Below are 21,276 nucleotides of genomic sequence, written 5' to 3'. Positions count from 1 at the left end.
CTATCCCTTCCTGGCTGCGTCAGTCTTGGCTGCGTCAGTAGCTGTGCCGTTCGTGGCACCGGCGAGATCGTTGAATTCGTTGGTGTAGTACTTGGACGGCGTGAGCTTGTCCTTCACGATCCCGGCAGAGTTCAGCCACGCCTCCCAGCGGGTAAAGTCCTCGTCCTTGATCACACCGCTGTCCGGAACCCCAGGGCTCTTCCAGAACTTCAGGTTGGCCGTGCTCTCATTGCGTCCGCGGTTTTCGATGATCTTGGTGAAGCGGGCAATGACTTCGTCGCGCGGTGTTTCCGCTGCCCATTTGATGGCTTTGGCAACGCCGGTAGTGAACGTGCGGGTGGTGTTTGGGTTCTTTTCGATGAAGTCGTTCCGGAGCACGATCTGGCCGCCTGCAAAGTTGCCGAACAACTGCACATCGCTGAACAGTGAACGTAGTCCGCCGGCCTCAACGGCCCTGTCCTGCAGCACTCCGCCAAGGGTGCCCGCGTCCACCTGGCCTCGGCGGATGGCTTCCTCCGTATCGTTCGGCGCCAAGGGGACGAGCTGGACCTGCTTGATCTCGTCCGGGCTGAGACCGTTCTGCGTCAGGTACGTATTGATGACCGCCTCGTGGTGTGCGCCCAGTGTGTTGACTGCGATCTTCTTGCCAATCAGGTCACGGGGTCCCTTGATGGAGCTGTCCGCCTTCACGTAATAGCCGTTGAAGGTCTTCTCGTCCGAGCCGTAGTAATTGACCACGGCCTTCACGGGGGCGCCCGCTTCGATGAGCTTCACCACGGCTCCGGAGAATGCGCCCCCGAAGTCCGTCTGGTTGGTAGCCGCGGACTGGATGTCCTGCGGGCCGCTGGTGGTGTTGCCCACCCAGTTCAGCTTCAGATCGCCCAGGTATCCGAGGTCTGCAGCAAGCTCAGGGAAGGTCACGTTGTTGGCCGAGCCTTGGTAGCGGAGTTCCTTGACCTCGTTGCCGGGTTGGTTGGCTTGTCCGGCTTCGGCTGCACCGCCGCAGCCGGACACCGTCAGCGCTAGTACGACGGCGGCCGCGACGCTCAGCAGGGGCAAGTGCAGTTTCATGGGAGCTACTTTCGAGTGATTGTGTTTCGGTTGGGGAGCCGTATGTTCACCGGCTTGGGAACGATGTAAGCCCATCCGTGTGGCCCGTGGAAAGCGGGGTGTTCATAGTGGGAAACCGCGGGAAACCGCGGGAAACGCTCTGAAACAGCGGGCAACCGGGCGCAACGCGAAGCCATGAAATGCAATCGACGGACACAAAGTCGCAGCGTTGAGCCGGATGAAGAGTGTGCTGAGCCGGATGAAGTGCTTGTTGAGCCGAATGACGACACTGCTGAGCCCAATGACGACGCTCTTGAGTTCAATGACCCACCGCGTGAGTTCAATGACCCACCGCGCGGGTGCGCTGGAAACGAAAGCCGCGTGCCGCCGTCGGACAGTCATACTGGGGGAGGGCACAGTCATAAGGGCTTTAGTTCGTATTGATCCTCACAACCGGGCAGATTTCTTCGCCCTCCGGGCCGCTTGCCGGATACGGTAGATACATGACGTCTAGCATCGCCGCCGAATCCATTCGGCCTACCCGCAATATTCCCGCCGATATCGCCCGCTCCTGGCTCCTTGTGAACGCCATGAAGACGGAACTTTTTGACGAATCCGCGGGTTCACGGGCAGACGCCATCATCCTGGACATCGAAGACGCTGTTGACCCATCCCAGAAGGACACGGCCCGCGAGAATGTCGTGAACTGGCTGAGGTCCGGCGGTCAGGCCTGGGTTCGCATCAATGACGCCACCAGCCCCTTTTGGGCAGACGACCTCGCCGGCCTCCGCGGCACCCCGGGCCTGCTCGGAGTGATGCTCGCCAAGACCGAGTCCGCGGACCAGGTTACGGAGTCCTACCACCGCATGGACGGCAAGACCCCCGTGATTGCACTGGTTGAGTCCGCCCTCGGCATCGAGGAAGCCAACCACATTGCCCGCGCCCAGGGCGCGTTCCGCCTGGCGTTCGGTTCAGGTGACTTCCGCCGCGACACCGGCATGGCCGCCACCCCCGAGGCCATGGCCTACCCGCGCGCCAAGCTCGTCGTTGCCAGCCGTGTCGGCAACCTGCCCGGCCCCATTGATGGCCCCACGGTCGGCACCAACCACCCCATCCTGCGCGAGCAGACCGGCATCACTGTGACCATGGGCATGACCGGCAAGCTGTGCCTGGCAATCGACCAGACCACCGTGATCAACGAGGTCATCAGCCCCACTCCGTCGGACGTTGCCTGGGCTACCGACTTCATGAGCGACTTCGAGGCCAACGGCAGGGTGATCCGGGACGGTTCGGACCTTCCACGCCTTGGCCGGGCCGAGAAGATCATGAAGCTCGCAGTTGCCTTCGGGGTTCAGCCCTCCCTGTAGCCATGCTGGTCCACGGCATAGCTTGGGACTCTTCCTCACCGGCTTTGAGGTTATTGCAGCCCGACGGGGAGTTCGCCGACGTTGCGCTGGCCCCGGGTTCAACCCTGGGCCTGCGCGTCATGCCAGGGATGTGGTGCCTTGGCCATACCAAGGTCCACGGGCCGGGCAACCGCACGCATGTTCCTTGCCGCAGCGGTTCCCCAGCCGAGCGTGGGAAGCAGTGCGGGGCCTGCTTTGCCCGGGACGATTCCCGGCTCATGCATGATTTCCACCGAGGCAGCTCTGTGCCCGCCGGTCTTCGCGCTTATCTCATGCAGCCACACTGGCTGTACGTTGCAACGTTCGCCAATGGGGCAACCAAGATCGGGACTGCCTCAGCCCCGCGCAAGTGGAACCGGTTGGCCGAGCAGGGTGCCGTGCAGGCTGCCTATGTTGCCCTTGCCGAGGACGGCCGGGTTGTTCGAGTGCTTGAGGATCTCGTGACCCGCGAGCTTGGACTCGTCCAGCAGGTCCGTTCCGCTGCCAAGGCGGCGTCGCTTGTTGAGCCGCGTCCCGACGTCGAGCTTGTTGCCATCAATCGCCGGCATGCCGCGCAGGTGCGCGCCTTGCTGGGCGGACTTGCCATGACCGGCTTCGCCGTTGTGGAGGAAGAGTGGGAGCGGCCGGCATTGGCTGACCGGCTCTGCACCGTTCGTGCCGCCGGTTCGTCGCGCCACCCCTACCCGGCAGCGTTCGACGGCGGCGGGCATGGTTTTCGGATCCACTCACTTTCCGGTGCCATAGCCTTGGCCGGTCTGCCTGATGCTTCCGGGAACCTGGTTCAGGGAAGTTTCGTGGCAGACCTGGGTGCCTTGAAGGGACGCAAGATCGAGTTCGGCCCCCACATCACGGAAATCCCCGCGCTGCAGGATTCTTTGTTCTAACCCCTTGTGGGGCCTGGTCTGCGTGTTATTTGTGGGTTTTGGGGCGCAGAGCTGGCCTCGCAACGGGCACCGGTAGACTTGGACGGTGCTGAACGAATTCTGGGCCACCTCGTCCACCGCCTACAAAACGCTGGTTTTCAGCGCCATGGGGCTCATCGCCGTCGGACTCATCCTTTCCATTGCCGGGAACACGACCGGCAACCAGGGACTGGCCATTGCATCACTGCCCGTGATCGGTGTCGGGCTGCTGCTCCACGTCACAGGGCTCGTAGTCCGCGGCCAGAAGATCCGCAAGAGCTACAAGAAGTAGTCGTAACACCACCCGGGGGTCCGCGGCCCGATAGGGTTGGACCATGAGTATCAATCCGGACCTGCAGGGCCGAAGCTACCCTGCCGCAGAAGTTTATGACGTCGGCCGCGAGAAGATCCGCGAATTTGCGAAGGCCGTGAAGGCCAGCAATCCTGCGCACTTTGACGTTGAGACTGCACGGGCCATGGGGCACAGCGATCTTGTAGCCCCGCCCACGTTTGCCATCATTGTTGCCCAGCGCGCCGACGCCCAGCTTGTGGAGGACCCCGAGTCCGGCATCGACTTCTCCCGCGTGGTCCACGCGGACCAGCGCTTTACGCATCACCGCGCCATTGTGGCCGGGGACCGCCTCGTGGCTGAACTGCATGTTGATGGAGTGCGTGCCATGGGCGGCGGCGCGATGATCACAACGCGTTCTGAGATTTTCGCCCTCGGCGGCAACGATGACCGTGAAAAAGTAGCCACCACCACCTCGTCCATCCTGGTACGCGGAGAGGGACAGTAACCATGAGCCCAAAATTTGAAGAACTGACGGTCGGCCAGGAAATTGGCACACGCAGCATTGAGGTCACCCGCCAGGACCTGGTCAAGTACGCCGGCGCTTCGGGGGACTTTAACCCGATCCACTGGAACGAAGCATTTGCCACCTCCGTTGAGCTGCCCGGCGTGATAGCCCACGGCATGTTCACCATGGGCTCGGCTGTGCAGCTTGTCAGCGACTGGGCCGGGGACCCCGCCGCCGTCGTTGATTACCAGACGCGCTTCACCAAGCCCGTCCTGGTGGCTGACACCACCGGAACGGACGAGGCCGGTGCAGTTATCGATGTCACCGGGGTAGTGGGAGCCCTCGACGCCGAGGCAGGCACCGTGCGCATCGACCTCACCGTTGTAGCCGCCGGACAGAAGGTCCTCATGAAGTCCCAAGCAGTGGTGAAGGTCTCTTAAATCATGTGAGCACTTCAATCCCCGTTAGGCTTGATGGGTGACCCAGACGCTGCTTTCCGACCTGACCACGGCTGCCGTCGGCGGCCCGGCAGGAAACTATGTAGAGGCCCGCACTGAGGCTGAAATCATCGACGCCGTGCGGTCGGCTGACGCTGCGGGGGAGAAACTCCTCATCATTGGCGGGGGTTCCAACCTGCTGATCTCGGACGAAGGCTACCCGGGCACGGTCCTGAAGATAGCGTCCGAGGGCTTCACCGTGGACTCGGAAGACAGCTGCGGCGGTGTGTCCGTGGTGGTTCAGGCCGGCCATAATTGGGACGCGTTGGTGGAGTACTCGGTCCTGCATGCTTGGTCCGGCCTTGAGGCCCTGTCCGGCATCCCGGGGGCCACAGGTGCCACGCCGGTACAGAACGTTGGCGCGTATGGGGCGGATGTCTCACAAACCATCGCCGCCGTGCGGACCTGGGACCGGGAACGCAACGCAGTTCAGACGTTCACCAACTCAGAACTCAAGTTTGGTTACCGCGATTCCATCCTGAAGCAGACCACGGTGGAAGGTTCGCCGCGCTACGTGGTGCTGACTGTTGAATTCCAATTGGCGCTGGGGCGAATGAGCGCCCCCATCCGGTACGGTGAACTCGCCCGTGTGCTGGGCGTGGAAGCCGGCAAACGTGCCTACTCCAACGATGTCCGCCGGGAAGTCCTCCGGCTCCGCGCGTCCAAAGGCATGGTCTTGGACGCCGCAGACCGGGACACTTACTCCACGGGCTCGTTCTTCACCAACCCGATCATCCCTGCCGAACGCGCCGCCGGGTTGCCGGAAAACGCGCCGAAGTACCCGGCAGGTGAAGACGGACTGGTAAAACTTTCCGCTGCCTGGCTCATCGATCACGCGGGATTCGGCAAGGGTTTCGGACTCGATGCAACCAGCGTGTCCGGTGGCAGGGCATCCCTGTCCACCAAGCACACCTTGGCGATCACCAACCGCGGCTCGGCCTCGGCGTCGGACATGGTGGCTATCGCGCGCGAAGTGCGTGCCGGCGTCGTGAATCGCTTCGGCATTGAGCTGCACCCTGAACCGTTGCTGATTGGGGTTTCGCTCTAGCCCGACACAGCAGTCCGCGGCGGGCTTAGCGTGTGCGTCGTGCGGCGATGGGCAGGACTTTGTTGAGCAGCAGGAAGGTCAGCCCGCAACTCACCGATCCCAGCAAGAAGATCTGGCTGAAGGCAATGCTTTGGGGTGAGGGGCCGCTAGGCATGAAGAGCCCTGCCATGGCGAAGCCCACCAGGCCCAGGAGCATCACGATGGCACCCAGCAGGAAGCTGCGTACTTGTGCTGCGGCCGCGGGGTAGAACCAGGGTTCCGGGGTGTCGTCCCCGGGGTCGGTAACAGGTTGGATGGCGGCTGCGGTGCCGATGAGCAGCGCGGCAGTGGCAGTCGCCACCAGCCCCGCCATCTGGATGACCTGCATGGCAGGCGTGAGGCTGACTCCTGTACCAACGGCCACAACGAGGCCCGTTCCAAGCCCGACGACGGTGCAGCACCAGCCAGCCGCCGCCAACCACCGGCTGAGCGGCCGCACAAGCGGAGCAAGATCACCAAAGAGCATGCAGCCAGCCTAGGAAACTGTGCTGGAAGGCTGCTGGGAGGTCCTGCAAGGTTCCCTGTACCGGGTGGGCGCTTTTAGGATGGAGCATGCCTGCACCCCAAGCGCGCCCTGCCACTATCACTTCGCGAATCATGGGCCGCCTGCGGCTGGCTGGCCAGGGACTCCTGAATGGTGGTTTTGCCTCAGTGCCGGAAGCGGTCCGGTGGATGACAGCCATGCAGGCGCAGGATCTCGGGTCCGCGCTCTGGGCGGTGGGGCAGCGTGTCCCGGGATCTGCCGCTTCCGACGTCCGCGCAGCCCTTGACTCCGGAACCATAGTCCGGTCGTGGCCAATGCGGGGAACACTGCATCTCCTGGCACCGGAGGATCTCCGCTGGATCCTGCGAATCACCAGCCCACGACTCATGAACATGGTGGCAGGGCGGCACCGGGAGCTTGGCATCACCGCCGAGGACATCAGCCATTGCCGGGACATCGCACTGAAGACGTTGGAGTCCCTCAGGACGGCCGACGGCGGACGCGGGGCCACGCGCGAGCAACTCTTCGACGCCTTCGAGGAAGCAGGCCAGATCACCAAGGCCCAGCGTGGCATCCATCTGCTTGGAAGCCTGTGCCAGCGTGCGTGGCTCGTTCAAGGCCCCATGGCTGGTTCACGCGGCAAAGTGGGCGTCCAACAATTGTTTGTGCCCTTCGACGAGTGGATCAAGGACTCCAGGGACCTTGATCGCGAGGAAGGCATAGCCGAGCTTCTATTCCGTTACATCCGCAGCCACGGGCCTGCGACGGTGAAGGACTTCGCCTGGTGGAGCCAAGTGCCCCTCACGGAAGCGCGCAAGGCCCTTGCCTCGGTTCAGGATCGATTGGTGGAGCTGCCGTTTGGCGGTACCAGCTATTGGCTTTCGCCTGAAACAGCAGCACTGCTCGACGACGGCGTCCCCGGCTCGCGCGCGTTGCTGGCTCTTCCTGGCTTCGATGAATTCCTGCTCGGTTACCAGGACCGAAGCCTGGTCCTTGCACCAGAGCATGCTGAATTGGTGGTGCCGGGCAGGAACGGAGTGTTCAAACGAATCATCGTGGCCGGGGGAGAAGTGGTGGGCACGTGGGCCAGGACCGGCAACGGCAAGGCGCCCGGCGTAGTGCCTGAGCCCTTCGAAGGACAGCTGGGCCCGGCCGCGGAGCGTTCGTTCCAGGCGCAGGGGCGGGCATACCTGAAGTTCATGGCGGGCTGAGGCCCGGCTTGCCCTGCCCTTACACTGCCTAGCCCGTGGGTTGCCCGCTTCCCCGTGGTTTGCCCGCTCCCGCGTGGTTGGCCAACAACGGGTTAGCGGGTCCACGACGTTGTTGGCATCAGGTCCTTATGGCCGGGCAGGGCAGGTCTGAGGGCTGCGGCTGGGAAACCCGTCGCTTGCCCGCAATCTGGTGGCTTGCCCGCTCCCGCGTGGTTGGCCAACAACGGGTTAGCGGGTCCACGACTGGGCATGGAGATCCAGCGACGTGGGGCATTGGAGTATCCATTGCCGACGGGCCGTAGTTGTCCACATACGGCCCTGAAAGGCTGTCCGGGAGGCCCACGCCAGACGCACGATGGACCCCATGAAGCCACAAAAACTTGACGCCCTGATCGCCGGCAACTGGCCGGATAACATGATCGCTGTGACAGCGGACCTCGCCGAGAATGGTCTCGGCGACCGCGTGCTTACGGCGGGTGTGCGATCGGGAAAGCTGATCAGGCTAAGACGTGGCGTGTACGCCCGTTCTGTGGACTGGCGCCGGCGAAGTCCTTGGGAGCAGGACATGCTGAGGATCCAAGCGCATCAGAGCGGATCACGTGTCGCCAACATCTACAGCCATCTGAGTGCCGCGCGACTTCATGGATGCTCACCGTGGGATGGTGGCCCACTGGTGCATGTCACCACGCCGTTCTGGCCAGCACAGGCGAGCTCCGGGGAAGATGTATCGGCGCACGGTGGTCCACTGGAGTCCGCGGAGATCGTTGAGCTGCAGGCGGCGTGGCGACGACCCGTCAAAGTCACGAGCCTTGAGCGCACGGTGGTGGACTGTGCACGGACCCTGGCTTTTGAACGGGCATTGGTGATCGCAGACCAAGCTGTACGCAGGGGCGCTGATCCGCTTTTGATGCAGGGCTATGTGGATACTGGCAAAATCACAAGAGGTGCACGACGCTTGCGTCGGGTTCTCGACGCAATGGATGCCCGTTCGGAATCCGTGGGGGAGACCCGCACACGAGTGCTTCTGGACAAGTTGGGGATCCACGGAGCGGTGCTTCAGCTCGAAGTCGATACACCCATAGGCCGGTACCGGGGAGACTTCGGCTGGCCGGAAAACAAGGTGATTCTGGAGTTTGACGGCCGTGCCAAATACTTCGATTACGCACCCACGGAGGAAGTGGTCTTTCAGGAGCGACGCCGGGAGAAGGCACTCCAAGCCCAAGGGTGGAAAGTGGTCCGCATCGAATGGGACGATCTCAGCAGGCCATGGGACGTCGACCGCAAGCTCAGGGAGGCGTTGGGCGGATCGCGGGTAGAACGCGGAAAACCCGCTGTTCCGTTGCTGGGCAGCAACGGAACAGCGGGTTGACGACGAAAAAGCGCGGACGGGGCCTAGAGCTTGCCTGTCACGATGTTCAGCATGCGGCGCAGCGGCTCAGCTGCACCCCACAGGAGCTGGTCGCCCACGGTAAAGGCGCTGATGTACTCCGGGCCCATTTCGAGCTTGCGGATACGGCCAACGGGAATGTCCAGGGTGCCGGAAGCAGCCACAGGAGTCAGGTCCGCCATGGAGGCTTCCTTGGTGTTCGGAACAACCTTGGCCCACTCGTTGTCCTTGGCCAGGAGGTTCTCGATCTCCGTGACGGACAGGTCTTCGCGCAGCTTGAGCGTGAGGGCCTGGGAGTGGGAGCGCATGGCGCCGATGCGAATGCATAGGCCGTCCATGGCGATGTGGTCCTTGCCCGCGGTGCCCTTGCCCGTTCCGAGGATCTTGTTGGTCTCGACCCCGGCCTTCCACTCTTCCTTGGACTGGCCGTTGCCGAGGTCGGCATCGATCCAGGGAATGAGCGAACCGGCCAGCGGAACGCCGAACTGGGTGGCGTCAACGCCAGTGCGCTGAGCGGCGAGAACCTTGTGGTCGATTTCCAGGATTGCCGAGGCCGGATCCTGAAGTTCGCTGCTTACCTCGTTGTTGAGGGTGCCGAACTGGTTCAGGAGCTCGCGCATGTGGCGGGCGCCGCCACCGGAGGCAGCCTGGTACGTCATGGAGGTGCCCCATTCGACCAGGTTGTTCTTGAACAGTCCGCCAAGGCCCATGAGCATGCAGGAAACGGTACAGTTGCCGCCGATGTAGTCCTTCACGCCGCCGGACAGGCCGGCGTCGATGACGTCGCGGTTGATGGGGTCCAGAACGATGATCGAGTCGTCGTTCATGCGCAGGGTGGAGGCAGCATCGATCCAGAGGCCATCCCAGCCACGGCTGCGGAGTTCGCCGTGAACCTGCTTGGTGTAGTCGCCACCCTGGGCGGTAACAATAATCGGCAGCTTGGCAAGCGTCTCAATATCGAACGCGTCCTCGAGCTTGCCAGCCCCGTCAGCAAAGGAAGGGGCGGCACCTCCTGCGTTCGAGGTGGAGAAAAATACCGGGTTGATGTTGGCGAAGTCGTTCTCGTCCTGCATGCGCTGCATCAGGACGGAGCCGACCATGCCACGCCAACCGACCAGTCCAACGGACGGATTAGCTGCTGTAGTCATTTACCCAGTCTAAACTTTTGCGGCGAAGAGCCGCTGTTGGTTACGTCACGCACGCAACGCACGACGCCGGCACTCGCCCCAGCGGCAGGCAGGCCGACCGCCGCGGCTAGTTCCCGGCGTCGGGCCCTTGCAGCAGCACGGCTTTGCGCTTGCGCAAGGCAAAGAACGCACCGAACGTGAAGACCTGTGTGACCACGATCAACACGATGATGCCGACGATGCGGTTGCCGCCAAGAATCATGGTCAGTCCAACAATGGCTGAGATCAGCGCGAAAAGCGGCAGCAGCATGTATCCCAGTACGAACAATGTTTCGGGTTTCTTCAGCATTCGGAGCATGTCCTGGTTTCTAGGTTTCCGTCCGGCGCCACGTGGTGAACCGGTATTGTGTGCCGTTCTTGGCCGTCAGCCAGCCTTCGTCCGGCGCGGCAGTATCAAAAGTCCAGTCGTCGCCGAGTTCAGGCGCGAAGGTATCGCCGTCGAGGTCTGCATCGATGATGGTGATGACGGCAACATTGGCAATTCCCATCGACTGTTCAAAAATCTGGCCGCCGCCGATGATCCAAACCTTTTGGCCACCGGGCGCGAACTGGGATTCCAGCAGGGCTGCATCCAGGGAGGAAACCACGACGGCGCCCTCGGCCTCAGGCGTGGAAGCCCACCCCGGGTTGCGGGTCACCACAATGTTGGTGCGCCCGGGCAGGGGACGGTACTTGTCCGGGAACGATTCCCAGGTCTTGCGGCCCATGATGACGGGGTGTCCCGTGGTCAGCTGGCTGAAGTGCTTGAGGTCCTCGGGGAGGTGCCACGGCATGGAGCCGTCATTGCCAATGACACCGGCTTTGGTCTGGGCCCAGATCATGCCGATACCGGTCATTTTGGCTGCGGTTTCCTGGGTGAAGATGACGCCCGGAAGCTGGGAAGGATTCTCGGATGAGGGAGTGCTCATACGGCGATCGGCGCCTTGATGGTGGGGTGGTGCCGGTAGCCCACAACCTCGAAGTCGTCCAGGGTGTAGTCGAAGATCGAGTCCGGCTTGCGGAGGATTTTCAGTTGTGGATACTCGTACGGTTCACGGGTGAGCTGCTCGGTGACTTGTTCCACGTGGTTGTCGTAAATGTGGACGTCACCGCCTGTCCAGACGAACTCGCCCGGCTCCAGGCCCAACTGCTGGGCGACCATGCACGTCAGCAGGGCGTAGGAGGCAATGTTGAAGGGAACGCCCAGGAACGTGTCCGCGGAGCGTTGGTACAGCTGGCAGGACAACTTTCCGTCCGCCACGTAGAACTGGAAGAACGCATGGCAGGGCGGGAGCGCCATGTCCTTGAGCTCGGCGACGTTCCACGCGGAAACGATGTGTCGCCGGGAATCCGGATTGGCAGCCAGGTTGGCCATGAGCTCGGAGATTTGGTCGATATGCCCACCGTCGGGTGTGGGCCAGCTGCGCCACTGCACACCGTACACGGGGCCGAGTTCGCCGTCGGCGTCCGCCCATTCGTCCCAAATGGAAACGCCTTGGTCCTGCATCCACTTCACGTTCGAATCGCCGCGAAGGAACCACAGGAGCTCCACTGCTACGGATTTGAAGTGGACCCGCTTGGTGGTGATGAGCGGGAAGCTTTCGGCGAGGTCGAAGCGCAATTGACGCCCGAAGACGCTGCGCGTTCCGGTTCCGGTGCGGTCCGACTTATGCGTGCCATTGGCCATGACGTCGCGCAGGAGGTCTTCATACGGGGTGGGGATGCTCACGAGTCCAGCTTACTGGTTTGGACCATGCCAGCCCTCAGTGGATCGATGAGTGTCTCATCACCGACGCCGCAGACCGAAACCCTTGTAGGCGCGCGCGGCGGCAACCCCGGGATTTGCCGCCAGGCTGCGGCGTGGCTAGTCGTCGAAAGGCTTGACCTGTTCCACCGACACAATCTTCCGCTCGGAACCACGGGCAACCTGGCAGACGATGACCTCGCCCGGAGAAAGGAACGGATCGGACGTTGGCAGCAACCCCCGCAAGGCGGCTGACATGTGCTGGCCCAGTTGGTTCAGGACGGTGGGCAACGCCGGGCGATGGGTGCACACGGCGATTGGCACCTGCTTATCGAACAGGGCCTCCACTGTGGCGGCCGTTTTCTTGGGTGACCGGTTGTGGTTGTGCTCGGTAAGGGCTTCAGCCAGCTTTACCTTCGCTCCGCTTGCCTTGGCGTAGGGGGCAATGGTTGCTACGCAGCGGGTCCACGGGCTGGTAACTATCCGTTGTGGCTTCCACACTTCCAACAGGCGCTGGACGGCCGCCGCCTGGCGTTGCCCAGTGGCGGCCAGCGGACGCTCCCCCTCAGCCTTGGTCCATGAGGACCTGGGCTTTGCCTTTGCGTGGCGGATCAATACGAGCGGCCACGTATCCAATTCGCCCCGGATGTGGGCCTTCTCAAGGTACTCGAGGGGCTCCACATCGGTGGGGTTGCTGAGGAAGGACGCAGCCCTGTCCGGGCTGCACCACATGACGCTGTCTACTTCCTTGCCGTCGGGCCGCAGCTGTTCGCCGTTGACCCGCATGGCCCAGTAGTGCACAACTTTCAGGCCAGCACTGACATGGTAATGAATGGGTGGCAACGGCACGCCGAGCGAACTGTTGAGGCCGATCTCTTCATGCACTTCACGGACGGCGCACTGCGGAACTGTTTCGCCGTCGTCGAGCTTTCCTTTGGGCCAGGACCAATCATCGTAGCGGGGCCTGTGGATCAGGAGCACCTCAAGGGCGCCCTTCTGAACCCGCCAAGGAATGGCACCGGCCGCAACAACGGCCACCCGTTCACCGGGGTGGTCCGTCTGATCCGCCACGGGGGTATCGCTTTTCAACAGGTTCCCTTACCGCCGGGCCGCTGCACGCTGGCGTGACCGGGATGCAAGGAGCCAGGACTGCATGTCCAACAGAGGCTTTCCGTCCTCGTCAAGGTGGTGCCTGGTCCAATGACCTTGGTTGTCCAAGTGCCAACTCGCGGTTCCGTCGTCCACATAACGGTTCATGAGGTCCACGACCGTGGCGGTGTCTTCCTTGCTGGCCAACTGGACGAGTGCCTCAACACGCCGGTCCAGGTTGCGGTGCATCATGTCTGCGGATCCGATGTAAACCACAGGGTCCCCACCGTTCGCAAAAGCAAAGACGCGGGAGTGTTCCAGGAACCGGCCGAGGATGGAGCGGACCGTGATGTTTTCGCTCAGGCCCGGTACGCCCGGCCGGAGGGAGCAGATGCCACGGACCACCACGTCCACCATCACACCGGCCTGCGAGGCGCGGTAGAGGGCGTCGATGATGGCTTCGTCCACCATGGAATTGACCTTGATCTGGACGCGGGCAGGAACGCCGGCGCGGGCGTTGCGGATTTCCGCTTCGATCCTCTCGATGAGGCCGGCACGCACGGAACGCGGCGCCACGAGCAGCCGTTTGAACGTGGACTTCGGTGCGTATCCGGAGAGCTGGTTGAACAGCTTGGACAGGTCTTCGCCCACTTGCTCGTTCGCCGTGAGCAAGCCGAGGTCCTCGTAGTAGCGGGCGGTCCGAGGGTGGTAGTTGCCGGTACCGATATGGCAATAGCGGCGCAGGCCATCCACTTCCTGCCGGACCACCAAAGACAACTTGCAGTGGGTCTTCAGGCCCACAATGCCGTACACGACGTGTACGCCCGCCTGTTCCAGCTTCCGGGCCCAGGAGATGTTTGCCTGCTCGTCAAAGCGGGCCTTGATCTCCACCAGGGCAAGGACCTGCTTGCCGGCTTCTGCGGCATCGATCAACGCGTCAACGATGGGGGAGTCGCCGGACGTCCTGTACAGGGTCTGTTTGATGGCCTGGACTTTGGGGTCCGCGGCGGCCTGTTCAAGGAATGCCTGAACGGAAGTGGAGAACGAGTCGTACGGGTGGTGGAGCAGGATGTCCCGGCGGCGCATGGCAGCAAACACGTTGGCCGCCTTGGACGTTTCGGATTCATTGAGATACCGGGACGTGTGCGGGACATGCTTGGGGTAGTGGAGGTCGGGGCGGTCAATGGCGCTGATCGCAGAGAGGCCACGGAGGTCCAGGGGCGCCGGAACCGAGTAGACCTCGGACTCTTCAACGCCGAGTTCCCGGATGAGCAGAGCCTTGATGTTCGGGTTGATGTCCGTGGTGACTTCCAGGCGCACAGGAGGGCCGAAGCGGCGGCGAAGGAGTTCCTTCTCCAAGGCCTGGAGGAGGTTCTCGGCGTCGTCTTCCTCTACCTCAAGGTCCTCGTTGCGGGTGACGCGGAAGGTGTGGTGCTCCAGGACTTCCATGCCGGGGAAGAGCTTGTCCAGGTGGACTGCAATGACTTCTTCCAACGCAATGAAGCGGGCAACACGGCCAGGAATGGCACCTGCACGGGGGCCGTCCACGGAGATCAGGCGCGGCAGCTGGTCCGGAACCTTTACACGGGCGAAGAGTTCCTTGTCGCTGATGGGGTTGCTGACAATCACCGCAAGGTTCAGCGAGAGGCCGGAAATGTAGGGGAAGGGGTGTGCGGGATCCACGGCCAGGGGCGTCAGGATCGGGAAGACCTTCTCCTGGAACATGATGCTGATCCGGTGACGGGCATCTTCATCCAATTCATTCCAGTGCATGATGTGGATGTGCTCGTAAGCCAGGGCAGGACGGATCTGTTCGGCGAAGACACGCGCGTGGCGTTCCTGCAGCTTGTGCGCCTCCTGGCCGATCTGCTCCAGCACCTCGATGGGGCTCAGGCCGGCGGGGGAGGGAACAGCAAGTCCGGTGGCGATGCGCCGCTTCAAACCGGCAACGCGGACCATGAAGAACTCGTCGAGGTTGGAGGCAAAGATCGACAGGAAATTCACGCGTTCCAGGAGGAAGAGGTCCGGATCCTCCGCGAGCTCCAAAACGCGGGAGTTGAATGCAAGCCAGCTGAGTTCACGGTCCAGGAAACGGTCCGGCGTGATGTCGCCTTCGGGTTCCAGGCTCGGCGCAAATTCCGGGATGTCAATGCGGTCCTGGGTGGCTCGTGAAGCCGGCACTTCCGATGATCCGAAGCGTGGGGGCAGTGTGGCGCCCTTCGAAGTGGATCCGGCGGTGCCGACGGGGTCCGGCTGCATGGGGGTTCTCCTAAGCTCAGGACTGGGTTTCCTCCCACATTACAAGCAATTCCGGTGCCCGAATCCAAGAAGTCCCGGGCTTTCCTTGCAGCGGGATGCTGAGGTTAATTCTTGGTTAAAGGTCCATACATCACATCGGTGTCCCAACGGATGAAGCCAAGCTTCTGGTATAGGGATACCGCGGCCCGGTTGTCGGCATCGACGTAAAGCATGACGGCGTGCAGGCCCTTGTCCTGCAGGTACCTGATCCCGGCCACGGTGAGTGCCTTGCCCAACCCCAGGCCCTGCGCCCCGGGCGTGACACCCACTACGTACACCTCGCCGATCGCGGGATGGGGCCCCTGCCGCGGGTGAACCTTGGTCCAGTGGAATCCCAGCAGTTCGCCTGCGTCACTAACGGCCAGGAGGAAGCCGGCGGGATCAAACCAATCTTCGGCCTTGCGGGCCTCAAGATCGGCCCGCGTCATGGAGCCCTGCTCGGGATGGTGCGAGAAGGCCGCGCGGTTGGCTGCAAGCCAAGCGTCCTCGTCCTGGCCCGGCACGAAGGGACGTAATGAGACCCCGTCCGGGAGGCCGACGTCGGGCAGTGCGGACGTGGAGGACATCAGCCGCATCTTCCACAGTTCACGCACGGGACCGTAGCCAAAACGGGTGGCCAGCTCCGCCGCGGCCTCGTGGTTGCCGTGGGACCAGGCGCTCAAGCCCTCAAAACCGCGTTTGCCTTCCAGCGCCTCCAGCAGGCGGCCCGCTACACCTTGGTTGCGGTAGGTGGGGTGGACTGCCAATTCGAGGACACCCGTTGTTCCCGATGGGCCGGGCGCTTCAACGACGACGGCGATTCCCGCCAGGTCTTCTCCGGTCGCCGGATCTGAATCCTCATCCGGGGCATAAAGCGCAAGTGACAGGACGGAGTGATCGCCGGCATCGGCGCCACGCAACATGACCAATGTCTGTTCAGACAGGGGAGGGTTGCCGTCGGATTCCTCGGCGGCCGCTGCGAGTGTCCTGAAGTCCGTGAGGAGTTCGGGATCGAGGGCGCCGGTGACGAGCAGTACTGGCCAGTTCTCAGGGTGCGCTTGACTCATGATGCAAGGCTATACGTCCGGGGCAAGCACTGTAATTTGAAGTCCCCTTGAAACGGCTGTAGGCTCGTTATCTCGTTCGGCTTTGCGGCGGCTCTGTAGCCCACCGTGCAGTCAACACAGGGGGGATCCACCAGTGGGGTGGCCTCGATACGTTCGACCCGTATGTCCTCCACGGAAAAGGGAAGAGGCCAGGATTCATGTGAATCCTGGCCTCTTTTCGTTTCACAGTCGACGCGCGGTCTACGCTTCCGAGAGTTCGTCATCCGGGAGCCTGACCAAGGTCAGGCGATAACCGACGTTGCGGACCGTGCTGATGAGATTCTCGTGGTCAACACCGAGCTTGGCGCGGAGGCGTCGGATGTGCACGTCTACCGTCCGGGTGCCACCGTAGTAGTCGTAGCCCCAGACTTCGGTCAACAGCTGCTGGCGGGTAAACACGCGTCCGGGGTGCTGGGCGAGGTACTTGAGGAGCTCGAATTCCTTGAACGTCAGGTTCAGGGGTTGGCCGCTGACCCGGGCGGTGTAGCTCGCTTCATCGATAACGACGCCGGCGGCGCGGATCTCCGTCTGGGTCTCCTCTTCGCCTGGTACAGCACGGGCCATGGCCAGACGGATTCTCGCCTCGACCTCAGCAGGGCCTGCGGAGTCCAGCACGATGTCATCCACTGACCATGCAGAGGAAACGGCTGCCATGCCGCCCTCGGTAAGAATCAGCATGAGCGGGGCGCTGAGTCCGGTGGCCTTCAATAGTTGCGTCAGGGAGCGTGCCCCCACCAGGTCCTTGCGGGCATCCAGGAAGACGATGTCCGTGGGGTCGGTTTCGAGCAGCGCAGTCGGTTCTGCCGGGAGGATGTGAACACGGTGGTTGAGCAGCTCAAGGGCAGGCAGAATGTCCACCGAAGAGCCGGTGCTGTTCGTCAGGAGCAGGATGTGCGACATAGTTCCTCCAATGGGCTGTACGCGCATCATCGGGCGTCGAAACCGGAATTTCACCGGCCGGTCACGGCAGCTGGCAAGCCTTGGCCCGTTGTAACGGAATCAAGGCAAACAGTGTGGGCCGTTGAAGTCCGAGTATACCCACCCGAGCCCCGCCAGTCAGGGATTCGTGACGGGCTGCCACCGGAATTACGACATATTCGCCCGCCATAAGGCAGGATTGTCGGGAGGTCGTAAGGCGCATCGAATTGAGGTCGGGCACACAGTGAAGTCTTGGAGCATCGGGGTATTCGGACTCGTGGCGCTCGCAGCCATCGTGGCCAGCACCTTCGTTTCCCGGGAAGCCATGGTGGGCATTGGCATTGTGGCGTCCGCGGCTGTAGGGCTTGGTTGGCCGCATTTCCTTGCGGTCCCGGCCAAGAAAACCCTGGCCTCGGTCATTGCCCTGGCCGGTGCCGGGTCGGCCTTGACGGCTGCTTACATGCCGGCTCCTGGATTCCTGGATGGTACCCCCGCCTTCATTGCCTTGGGCGTCATGGCGGTGTTCATCATCCAGCTCGTGCGGGGAACGGGGCAGGCGCAGCGCCTGGAGTCCACGCTCGGCTGTTGTGCCGGGGTCCTGTTGAATTGCCTCGGTGCAGGATGGATTGCCGGCGCCCGGTTCAACGGCGTCAAGGAAATGGTCCTGGTGGCCGGGTTGAGCGCCGCAGTGGCACTGCTGGTGGGCGTCATTCGTTGGCCGGACCGGATTGTGGCTCCCCTGGGCATCGTTATGGCCGGACTCATGGGCCCCTTGGCCGGACTTGTTTTTTCCGATATCGCCGTGCTGCCTGCTGCCTTGGTGGGCGTCGTGGTCGGGTCGGTCCTCGTGTGCTTCCGGCGGATGACTACTCTCAGGCGCGGGCGGCTCAATATTCCGGCAGCATTGGGAATGGGCGTCGCACCGGTGTGGGCTGTGGGAGCCTTGGCCTACTTCATAGACAAACTACTCATCTACTAACGGTTAGGATTGCATCATGTCTGTACTCGCATTTGAAATCTTCTTCCTCGTTCTCCTTGGCCTGGCAAGCATTGCCATGGCGTGGTTTGCGGGTTTCGTTGTTTACCGCCTTTTCAAGGGCCAGAAGTAAAGCCTTCTGATCCTGCAGTCCAAAAGAGGTAGTCGTTGTGCCTATTGAGATTCCAACAGACCTGACGCCTGAACTCGTCCCGCTTTCCTGGCTCATTGGTGAGTGGGAAGGCCGCGGCCGGCTTGGCAGTGGTGATGAGGATTCGGAGCATTTCGTCCAACACGTTTCCTTCACCCATAACGGTTTGCCGTACCTGCAGTACAGGGCCGAGACCTGGATCAGCGACGACGCCGGTGCAAAGTTGCGCCCACTGACCGTTGAAACCGGCTTTTGGGCCTTGGAACGCAAGCTCCAGGAAGGCGACGGTGGTCCCGGGCTGATCCCTGCGGACATTGTGCCCGTGCTCAAGACCGCCGATGAGGTCGAAGAACGCCGGAACAAAGAAGGCGGCTTCGATATCTCGGTTTCAATTGCCCACCCTGGCGGAATCACCGAGCTCTACTACGGTCAGATCAAGGGACCACAGATCCAGCTCACCACGGATATGGTGATGCGCGGCAGCCACTCAAAGGAGTACACCGCCGCAACACGGATCTTTGGCCTGGTGGATGGCAATCTCCTCTGGCGCTGGGATGTTGCCGCCAACGGCAAGGCATTGGAACCACACGCCTCGGCGTTCCTTCACAGGGTTTCCTGACGCCCGGCGCGAGGTGTCACTGAACGTTCCACACGCAACCAGCAAAAGGAGCAGCTAGTGAATAACAACCTCAAACCGGGAGGCTACGAGGGACTCAAGGCCGTGTTCTTCAACGGCACGTTGAAACCTTCACCTCAGGTCAGCAACACCGATGGGCTGATCCGCATCAGCCGCGACATCATGGAAAAGCAGGGCGTCACCACCCGCCTCATCCGGACTGTCGACCACGATATCGCCAGCGGTGTCTATCCGGACATGCGGGAGCACGGCTGGAAAACCGATGAATGGCCGGAGATCTATCCGTTGGTCGCTGAGGCCGACATCGTGGTGGTGGCCGGTCCCATCTGGTTGGGCGATAACTCTTCCCAGACGAAGAAGCTCATTGAGCGTCTGTACGCCCACTCCGGCGAACTGACCGACAAGGGCCAGTGGGCGTTCTACCCGAAAGTGGGTGGATGCCTCATCACCGGAAATGAAGATGGCATCAAGCACTGTTCCATGAACGTGCTGTACAGCCTCCAGCACATAGGCTTCACTATTCCTCCGCAAGCTGATGCCGGCTGGATTGGCCCTGTAGGCCCAGGGCCAAGCTATCTGGATGAAGGGTCCGGTGGTCCGGAGAGTGATTTTACCAACAGGAACACCACCTTCATGTCCTGGAACCTGATGCACATGGCCCGCCTGCTCAGGGATGCAGGCGGCATCCCTGCCTATGGCAACCTTCCGGAAGAATGGAAAGCCGGCACGCGATTCGATTTCGAGAACCCGGAATACCGCTGATTCCGGAATACCACTGAGCCGCAAGGACTTCTACTACATATGACTTACAAGAGCCCCCTGTTGTCGCGCCCTGGCGCTGTCGAAGACACTGGTCTGGATGCCGGCGTCGCGGCCCACTATGGCGAGCCGCTGCGGGAGCAACGCGCTCTGGCAACCGGTACCGCCGTCGTGGATCTTTCACACCGGGGCGTGGTGACGGTGTCCGGTCCGGACCGCCTCAGCTGGCTCAACACGCTTTCATCCCAGCAGGTGACCAACCTCCAGCCCCGTGTTGGCAGCGAACTGTTGCTGCTCAGTGTCCAGGGCCGCATCGAGTTCGATGCGCGGGTTATTGACGACGGTGAAACCACCTGGCTGATCGTCGAGGCCGCGGAAGCGGAGCCGTTGGCCGAGTGGTTGAACAAGATGAAGTTCATGCTTCGCGTGGACGTCACGGATGTCTCCGGGGAGTGGGCTGTCCTTGGTTCCACGAAGCCCGTGGAGAAGCTCGGCGATTACTTGGTTTGGGAAGATCCGTGGCCGCATGTAGGCCCGGGCGGCTATTCCTACAGCACTGTCCCGGAGGAGTCGCACCCTGGCCTCGAACGCCCATGGTTCGAATACCTCGTCCCGGCGGCAGACCTGGAATCCGTGGTCGAAGGCCTGTCCCTGGCTGGTGCCATGGCGGCCGACGCCCTCCGGATTGCCGCGTGGCGCCCACGTCTCGGTGCGGAGACCGATGACAGGACCATCCCGCATGAGCTGGACCTCATTCGCACCTCCGTTCACCTGAGCAAGGGCTGCTACAAGGGCCAGGAGACCATCGCACGCGTTCACAATCTCGGCCATCCGCCGCGGCGCCTCGTCTTCCTGCAGCTGGACGGCTCGCAACACACTCTTCCGGCCGTTGGCAGTGTTGTATTTGCGGGGGAGCGCAAGGTGGGTACTCTGACATCTGTGGCGCAGCACTTCGAGATGGGCCCTGTGGCTTTGGCTGTCATCAAGCGCTCCGTTCCGGCGGATGAAACGTTGACAGTCATGGACGGCGAGGAGCCTTATATCGCAGCCCAGGAAGTGATCGTCGCCCCCGACGCCGGCCAGGTGGTCGGGCGCCAAACCGGATTCCTGAAGGGACCCCATCGATGAGCCAACCTAGTCACAGCACCGGATCCGAAGCCGACTCTGCCGCCACCGATACGGGCGCCGACGACGAAGCAGTCGCCTTGGCCCACTCCCTCTTCGATGCCGCCCGCGAAGGCAACACCGAGATGCTTCGGAGCTACCTGAATGCCGGTGCCCCGGCCACGCTCACCAACGCCTCCGGAGATTCGCTGCTGATGCTTGCTGCCTACCATGGGCACGAGGAAACCGTGCAGTTGATCCTGCACCACGGCGCCGATGTGAATACCCCCAATGACCGTGGTCAGACGCCGCTTGCCGGGGCGGTATTCAAGGGATACACGGGCGTCGCCCGGGCGCTGCTGGACGCAGGAGCAGACCCCGACGCCGGAACTCCCACCGCGCGCGAAGCGGCCAGGATGTTTGCCAGGGCCGAAATATTGGCCCTTCTGGGCTAAGGCGCGAGGGGTTTCGGGAAAGCCCGGCAGCTGCGACAACCGTACTGATGGGTGCGGGATCAGAGAACTTTCA

General features: G+C 62.4%; 24 protein-coding genes. 13 read left to right on the top strand and 11 right to left on the bottom strand.

Going from position 1 to position 21,276, the window contains the following annotated elements:
- Complete coding sequence (locus LDN82_RS16285; protein ID WP_224088374.1) at positions 1-1,071, bottom strand: ABC transporter substrate-binding protein; 1,071 nt, start codon at positions 1,069-1,071, stop codon at positions 1-3.
- Positions 1,072-1,553: 482 nt separating this feature from the next.
- Between LDN82_RS16285 and LDN82_RS16280 the strand changes: the two genes are divergently transcribed.
- Entirely contained in the window at positions 1,554-2,417 is an 864-nt protein-coding gene (locus LDN82_RS16280; RefSeq protein ID WP_224088372.1) for a CoA ester lyase, read from the top strand.
- Positions 2,418-2,515: 98 nt separating this feature from the next.
- On the opposite strand, the gene LDN82_RS16275 is transcribed toward LDN82_RS16280, so the two are convergent.
- On the bottom strand, positions 2,516-2,680 hold the full coding sequence (locus LDN82_RS16275; protein WP_224165025.1) for a hypothetical protein: 165 nt from the start codon (positions 2,678-2,680) through the stop codon (positions 2,516-2,518).
- Between LDN82_RS16275 and LDN82_RS16270 the strand changes: the two genes are divergently transcribed.
- From LDN82_RS16270 to LDN82_RS16250, 5 genes are all read left to right on the top strand, one after another.
- Positions 2,675-3,340, top strand: a complete 666-nt coding sequence (locus LDN82_RS16270) for a DUF2797 domain-containing protein (protein WP_224165024.1) — start codon at positions 2,675-2,677, stop codon at positions 3,338-3,340. The two genes, LDN82_RS16275 and LDN82_RS16270, sit on opposite strands and share 6 nt — an antisense overlap.
- An 85-nt stretch (positions 3,341-3,425) precedes the next feature.
- The gene (locus LDN82_RS16265) at positions 3,426-3,650 is read left to right on the top strand and encodes a DUF3188 domain-containing protein (RefSeq protein ID WP_216925047.1); all 225 of its coding nucleotides are present in this window, start codon (positions 3,426-3,428) and stop codon (positions 3,648-3,650) included.
- Positions 3,651-3,693: 43 nt separating this feature from the next.
- Positions 3,694-4,155, top strand: coding sequence for a MaoC family dehydratase N-terminal domain-containing protein (locus LDN82_RS16260; protein ID WP_224165023.1), 462 nt, complete (start codon positions 3,694-3,696; stop codon positions 4,153-4,155).
- Positions 4,156-4,157: 2 nt separating this feature from the next.
- On the top strand, positions 4,158-4,595 hold the full coding sequence (locus LDN82_RS16255; protein WP_216925049.1) for a MaoC family dehydratase: 438 nt from the start codon (positions 4,158-4,160) through the stop codon (positions 4,593-4,595).
- A gap of 37 nt (positions 4,596-4,632) precedes the next feature.
- Complete coding sequence (locus LDN82_RS16250; RefSeq protein WP_224165022.1) at positions 4,633-5,700, top strand: UDP-N-acetylmuramate dehydrogenase; 1,068 nt, start codon at positions 4,633-4,635, stop codon at positions 5,698-5,700.
- A gap of 25 nt (positions 5,701-5,725) precedes the next feature.
- Here LDN82_RS16250 and LDN82_RS16245 read toward each other — a convergent pair whose 3' ends face one another.
- On the bottom strand, positions 5,726-6,205 hold the full coding sequence (locus LDN82_RS16245) for a hypothetical protein (RefSeq protein ID WP_224165021.1): 480 nt from the start codon (positions 6,203-6,205) through the stop codon (positions 5,726-5,728).
- Between the two features lie 86 nt (positions 6,206-6,291).
- Here LDN82_RS16245 and LDN82_RS16240 point away from each other — a divergent pair, with 86 nt between their 5' ends.
- A complete protein-coding gene (locus tag LDN82_RS16240; RefSeq protein ID WP_224165020.1) occupies positions 6,292-7,434 on the top strand; it encodes a winged helix DNA-binding domain-containing protein in 1,143 nt (380 codons plus the stop codon).
- A gap of 364 nt (positions 7,435-7,798) precedes the next feature.
- Entirely contained in the window at positions 7,799-8,803 is a 1,005-nt protein-coding gene (locus LDN82_RS16235; protein WP_224165019.1) for a DUF559 domain-containing protein, read from the top strand.
- 23 nt (positions 8,804-8,826) lie between these two features.
- Here the strand turns inward: LDN82_RS16235 and asd are convergent, their stop codons facing one another.
- The 8 genes from asd to LDN82_RS16195 form a co-directional block, all read right to left on the bottom strand.
- Entirely contained in the window at positions 8,827-9,969 is a 1,143-nt protein-coding gene (gene asd / locus LDN82_RS16230; protein WP_224165018.1) for an aspartate-semialdehyde dehydrogenase, read from the bottom strand.
- A 106-nt stretch (positions 9,970-10,075) separates the two neighbouring features.
- Positions 10,076-10,297, bottom strand: a complete 222-nt coding sequence (locus LDN82_RS16225; RefSeq protein ID WP_224165017.1) for an NF038396 family protein — start codon at positions 10,295-10,297, stop codon at positions 10,076-10,078.
- 19 nt (positions 10,298-10,316) lie between these two features.
- A complete protein-coding gene (locus tag LDN82_RS16220) occupies positions 10,317-10,916 on the bottom strand; it encodes a dihydrofolate reductase (RefSeq protein ID WP_224165016.1) in 600 nt (199 codons plus the stop codon).
- Entirely contained in the window at positions 10,913-11,716 is an 804-nt protein-coding gene (locus tag LDN82_RS16215; RefSeq protein ID WP_224165015.1) for a thymidylate synthase, read from the bottom strand. Before LDN82_RS16215 ends, LDN82_RS16220 begins: the two co-directional genes overlap by 4 nt.
- A gap of 135 nt (positions 11,717-11,851) precedes the next feature.
- Positions 11,852-12,820, bottom strand: a complete 969-nt coding sequence (locus LDN82_RS16210; protein ID WP_224165014.1) for an NUDIX hydrolase — start codon at positions 12,818-12,820, stop codon at positions 11,852-11,854.
- Between the two features lie 9 nt (positions 12,821-12,829).
- Positions 12,830-15,079, bottom strand: coding sequence for an RNA degradosome polyphosphate kinase (locus LDN82_RS16205; RefSeq protein WP_224088354.1), 2,250 nt, complete (start codon positions 15,077-15,079; stop codon positions 12,830-12,832).
- 104 nt (positions 15,080-15,183) lie between these two features.
- Positions 15,184-16,164: a mycothiol synthase gene (gene mshD, locus LDN82_RS16200; protein ID WP_224165013.1), complete on the bottom strand. Its 981-nt coding sequence runs from the start codon at positions 16,162-16,164 to the stop codon at positions 15,184-15,186.
- A gap of 240 nt (positions 16,165-16,404) precedes the next feature.
- A complete protein-coding gene (locus LDN82_RS16195) occupies positions 16,405-17,103 on the bottom strand; it encodes a response regulator transcription factor (protein ID WP_216925061.1) in 699 nt (232 codons plus the stop codon).
- Positions 17,104-17,365: 262 nt separating this feature from the next.
- Here LDN82_RS16195 and LDN82_RS16190 point away from each other — a divergent pair, with 262 nt between their 5' ends.
- From LDN82_RS16190 to LDN82_RS16170, 5 genes are all read left to right on the top strand, one after another.
- Positions 17,366-18,100 carry a permease gene (locus LDN82_RS16190; RefSeq protein ID WP_224088350.1) on the top strand — a complete coding sequence of 245 codons (735 nt, stop codon included), beginning with the start codon at positions 17,366-17,368 and terminating at the stop codon, positions 18,098-18,100.
- A 167-nt stretch (positions 18,101-18,267) separates the two neighbouring features.
- Positions 18,268-18,867 carry an FABP family protein gene (locus tag LDN82_RS16185; RefSeq protein WP_224088348.1) on the top strand — a complete coding sequence of 200 codons (600 nt, stop codon included), beginning with the start codon at positions 18,268-18,270 and terminating at the stop codon, positions 18,865-18,867.
- A gap of 57 nt (positions 18,868-18,924) precedes the next feature.
- The gene (locus LDN82_RS16180; RefSeq protein ID WP_224088346.1) at positions 18,925-19,647 is read left to right on the top strand and encodes a flavodoxin family protein; all 723 of its coding nucleotides are present in this window, start codon (positions 18,925-18,927) and stop codon (positions 19,645-19,647) included.
- Between the two features lie 39 nt (positions 19,648-19,686).
- Positions 19,687-20,772, top strand: a complete 1,086-nt coding sequence (locus LDN82_RS16175) for a folate-binding protein (protein ID WP_224165012.1) — start codon at positions 19,687-19,689, stop codon at positions 20,770-20,772.
- Complete coding sequence (locus tag LDN82_RS16170) at positions 20,769-21,203, top strand: ankyrin repeat domain-containing protein (RefSeq protein WP_224165011.1); 435 nt, start codon at positions 20,769-20,771, stop codon at positions 21,201-21,203. Before LDN82_RS16175 ends, LDN82_RS16170 begins: the two co-directional genes overlap by 4 nt.
- Positions 21,204-21,276 lie beyond the last annotated feature (73 nt).

It is taken from the genome of Arthrobacter sp. StoSoilA2 (genome assembly GCF_019977195.1).
Lineage (GTDB): Bacteria > Actinomycetota > Actinomycetes > Actinomycetales > Micrococcaceae > Arthrobacter.
This window is presented reverse-complemented; position numbering and strand designations above follow the sequence as displayed.

Bases quoted from the DNA above. Each gene is read 5' to 3' on its own strand.
- LDN82_RS16240 (WP_224165020.1), top strand. From the start codon at position 6,292: ATGCCTGCACCCCAAGCGCGCCCTGCCACTATCACTTCGCGAATCATG.
- LDN82_RS16255 (WP_216925049.1), top strand. From the start codon at position 4,158: ATGAGCCCAAAATTTGAAGAACTGACGGTCGGCCAGGAAATTGGCACA.
- LDN82_RS16270 (WP_224165024.1), top strand. From the start codon at position 2,675: ATGCATGATTTCCACCGAGGCAGCTCTGTGCCCGCCGGTCTTCGCGCT.
- LDN82_RS16195 (WP_216925061.1), bottom strand. From the start codon at position 17,103: ATGTCGCACATCCTGCTCCTGACGAACAGCACCGGCTCTTCGGTGGAC.
- LDN82_RS16275 (WP_224165025.1), bottom strand. From the start codon at position 2,680: ATGCATGAGCCGGGAATCGTCCCGGGCAAAGCAGGCCCCGCACTGCTT.
- LDN82_RS16245 (WP_224165021.1), bottom strand. From the start codon at position 6,205: ATGCTCTTTGGTGATCTTGCTCCGCTTGTGCGGCCGCTCAGCCGGTGG.
- LDN82_RS16175 (WP_224165012.1), top strand. From the start codon at position 19,687: ATGACTTACAAGAGCCCCCTGTTGTCGCGCCCTGGCGCTGTCGAAGAC.
- asd (WP_224165018.1), bottom strand. From the start codon at position 9,969: ATGACTACAGCAGCTAATCCGTCCGTTGGACTGGTCGGTTGGCGTGGC.
- LDN82_RS16205 (WP_224088354.1), bottom strand. From the start codon at position 15,079: ATGCAGCCGGACCCCGTCGGCACCGCCGGATCCACTTCGAAGGGCGCC.
- LDN82_RS16285 (WP_224088374.1), bottom strand. From the start codon at position 1,071: ATGAAACTGCACTTGCCCCTGCTGAGCGTCGCGGCCGCCGTCGTACTA.
- LDN82_RS16220 (WP_224165016.1), bottom strand. From the start codon at position 10,916: ATGAGCACTCCCTCATCCGAGAATCCTTCCCAGCTTCCGGGCGTCATC.
- mshD (WP_224165013.1), bottom strand. From the start codon at position 16,164: ATGAGTCAAGCGCACCCTGAGAACTGGCCAGTACTGCTCGTCACCGGC.
- LDN82_RS16280 (WP_224088372.1), top strand. From the start codon at position 1,554: ATGACGTCTAGCATCGCCGCCGAATCCATTCGGCCTACCCGCAATATT.
- LDN82_RS16260 (WP_224165023.1), top strand. From the start codon at position 3,694: ATGAGTATCAATCCGGACCTGCAGGGCCGAAGCTACCCTGCCGCAGAA.
- LDN82_RS16170 (WP_224165011.1), top strand. From the start codon at position 20,769: ATGAGCCAACCTAGTCACAGCACCGGATCCGAAGCCGACTCTGCCGCC.
- LDN82_RS16225 (WP_224165017.1), bottom strand. From the start codon at position 10,297: ATGCTGAAGAAACCCGAAACATTGTTCGTACTGGGATACATGCTGCTG.
- LDN82_RS16235 (WP_224165019.1), top strand. From the start codon at position 7,799: ATGAAGCCACAAAAACTTGACGCCCTGATCGCCGGCAACTGGCCGGAT.